This is a genomic window from Microvirga sp. GN3 (genome assembly GCF_055792825.1).
Window position 1 is genome coordinate 1 of the sequence record NZ_JBVVAK010000326.1, and the last position, 3,011, is coordinate 3,011.

Annotated in this window: 1 protein-coding gene and 1 pseudogene; both read left to right on the forward strand. The window is 56.4% G+C overall.

Going from position 1 to position 3,011, the window contains the following annotated elements:
• Positions 1 to 151: 151 nt before the first annotated feature.
• Positions 152 to 373, forward strand: a pseudogene (locus ACS5Q1_RS47325) (DDE-type integrase/transposase/recombinase); the annotation flags it as partial.
• Positions 374 to 638: 265 nt separating this feature from the next.
• Positions 639 to 2,927 (forward strand): calcium-binding protein, encoded by a 2,289-nt coding sequence (locus ACS5Q1_RS47330; protein ID WP_473104694.1) that lies wholly within the window; start codon positions 639 to 641, stop codon positions 2,925 to 2,927.
• Positions 2,928 to 3,011: the final 84 nt, after the last annotated feature.

Genomic DNA, 3,011 nt, shown 5'->3' on the forward strand with positions numbered 1-3,011 from the left:
CATGGCTGTCCCTCATGATGCTTGGGGCCGATCCGCTCGGACCCCGTTCCAACACCATCACTCTGAGGGACAGCCACCCCGCTCCGCTAGCTCGTGAGCGGCAGGCCCATTACGGCATCTAGAGGACCGATCAGGGCGGAAGCTGAAGCCGATCCGCATCTGGCAAAACGCTTTCCTCAACAATCGCATTGAGCAGGATCATCGTGCCATCAAGAGGCGAGTGCGCCCGATGCTCGGGTTCAAGACGATGAACAGCGCTCGTGTGATCCTGGGCGGGATCGAGATGGTTCATATGATGCGCAAAGGAGAGGCGAAGTATGCCTGCAATCGGCAGCTGTCGCTCGCCGAACAGTTTGAGCTACTCGCCACATGAGTGGATACAGATCCCTGGTACTTTCTCATCTTTGCTTCAAATTTGCGACGCATCCCTTACGCTGACCTGTGCTCCATGGTTTCTGAATGAAATCTCTTGGCTAGAAGCCGCACATTTGGCGCGCCACCTTGAAGCTGATGAACCCGGGCAAAACCGAACAGGTTCTGCCCAAAGTAGGGCTACAATTAATCTGGCGCTTGGATAAATTGCTACGCTAGAAGTATATTCCGAGACCCAGAGTGCAAGAAATAAAGTATCAATTCGGATGACTGACACCACAGCTCCAGTCTTAGCGCGTATCACCGTCCCTTATGTTGTCAGTGTGAGTCAGGGCAATGCTTTGCTCGCCTTCACGGCAGAAGCGCTCGATAGCGGCTCCGGGATTGATACCATCACCCTATGGTTAGAACATCCAGTCGTCGAAGCTCTTGATAATGGTCAGACAAGACTTATTGCCTCCATTGTGCTTCAAGATCTCGACGGCTCATCTAATGGTCTGGCTTCAGGCGCTATTGTGCTTTCGCCTCTCACGACTTTAGGGACGCACACTATCAGGGGTGCGACACTCGTCGATAAAGCGGGAAATCGTCGCGACTATACGAACGAGGAGCTTCGTGCACTCGGCTCTGAAGCGAAGTTCAGTGTCTCAGGCACTACGATAAATGACGATACGCTCACCGGTGGGGACGAAGACGACACAATCGGCGGCTCCGACGGCAACGATTTTATCCAAGGATCAGCTGGGAGCGATAGGCTAGACGGAGACACTGGCGCCGACACCTTAGATGGAGGGACCGGCAACGACACTATGTGGGGCGGAGCCGGAAACGATAGCCTAGACGGCGGATCCGGCGATGACATGATCTCCGAGTACGTTGACGAGGCCTCCGAGAACACATTGAGCGGCGGCGATGGCAATGACCGCCTTAGTGGCGCAGCTGGTAATGACCTGCTTTATGGTGACGAGGGCAACGACGATTTGGACGGTCGAGCCGGTGCGGACAGCCTCATAGGCGGCAACGGCAACGATACGTTGCTCGGTGGGGCTGGAAACGACAGCTTGGAGGGCGGTGCTGGAGACGACTGGCTCCATGACTGGTATGACGATGGAGCCTCCGAGAACACTTTGAAGGGTGGAGATGGCAATGACACTCTTCATGGTGGGGGCGGATCCGACACGCTGATTGGAGGCGACGGCAGGGACGTGTTGTTTGGCGGAGCCGGTGGTGACAGCTTGGACGGCGGAGCCGGAGCTGATGACCTGTCGATTTCCGTAGGCGAGATCTCAGCAAGCACTCTAAGCGGCGGAAGTGGCAACGACCATCTGTCCGGTGGTGCCGGAGCCGACAAGCTGTTCGGCGGGACTGATAACGATAACTTGGATGGTCGAGATGGAAACGATACTCTCGACGGTGGTGATGGCAATGACACCCTGACCGGCGGGCCGGGGAACGACAGCCTATACGGTGGAGCCGGCGATGACGTGCTCTACGAGTGGCGGCCTGACGAGAACTCTGTCAATATGATGGATGGCGGCGCTGGCAACGACACACTCACCGGAGCAGGCGGGCGTGAGTGGCTGTACAGCTACGAGGGGAATGACCTTCTAAGCGGCATTGGGAACGATGACCACCTCGAAGTTCATGGGGTCGGCGCTGCTACGTTGGATGGCGGAGCGGGTAACGACGTCCTGCTATCCACCAACAACAATGCGACACTGAGAGGTGGGGCAGGCCAGGACGATATCTCCATTACGGGAGCGTCTCTCGTTGATGCAGGCCAAGACGACGACAAGGTCTGGATCAATCTCAGCGATAGCAATTTTTCTGGACGGATTGACGGCGGATCCGGTCACGACACCCTCATGCTGTGGGCTGGCCCGAGTGATTGGAGCAAGGTCGTCAACTTCGAAACGATTGTAGTAGGGACCTCAGCTCATATTGTTTTGAGCAACGCCAACGTGACCAGTGGAGGCACGCTCACGATCCGCTCGGGCTGGCAGCACTTCGCAACCACGATTATCCCAACAATCGAAGTCAATGGCACAGCCATAAAGCAGGGCAGACTACTTCTCTCGGGAGATGCCAACGCGGACCGTCTCACTGGTGGTGCATTGGCAGACACGCTTGAAGGCTCCGATGGAGCAGACACGCTGACCGGCGGTGAGGGGAACGACCAGTTATTCGGCGGCAACGGAGCTGACAGAATCATAGGCGGCTTGGGAGTCGACATAATCACCGGAGGAGCCGGAGACGATACTTTGGATGGCGGCTTGGGGGCAGACATCGCTGTTTACTCGGGAAATCGCGCTGATTTTACAATCGTGGAAGACGATGGATTCATCATCCTAATCGGCCCAGGCGGCACAGATGTCTTGCGGAGTATCAACCGCCTTCAATTCCTGGATCAGACAGTCGATTTCATTATTCCAGGGCTTACACTTTCCGGATCCGAGGCCAGTGAGATGCTGGATGGGGAAGACGGAACAGATGTCCTTAGTGGCAGCTCCGGCAACGTAATTACCCACGCCCTTGTCATCAGGCGCAATTCCTGAATCCATGGGGCCATGGATCGCACTGATTTGCAGCGCCTGACGAAGGAAGAGCTGATCGAACTGGTGCTGCGGCTGCAGCGGCCG

What these genes read in the sequence shown, in the direction of transcription:
- ACS5Q1_RS47330 (WP_473104694.1), top strand. Translation starts at nt 639, where the DNA reads ATGACTGACACCACAGCTCCAGTCTTAGCGCGTATCACCGTCCCTTAT.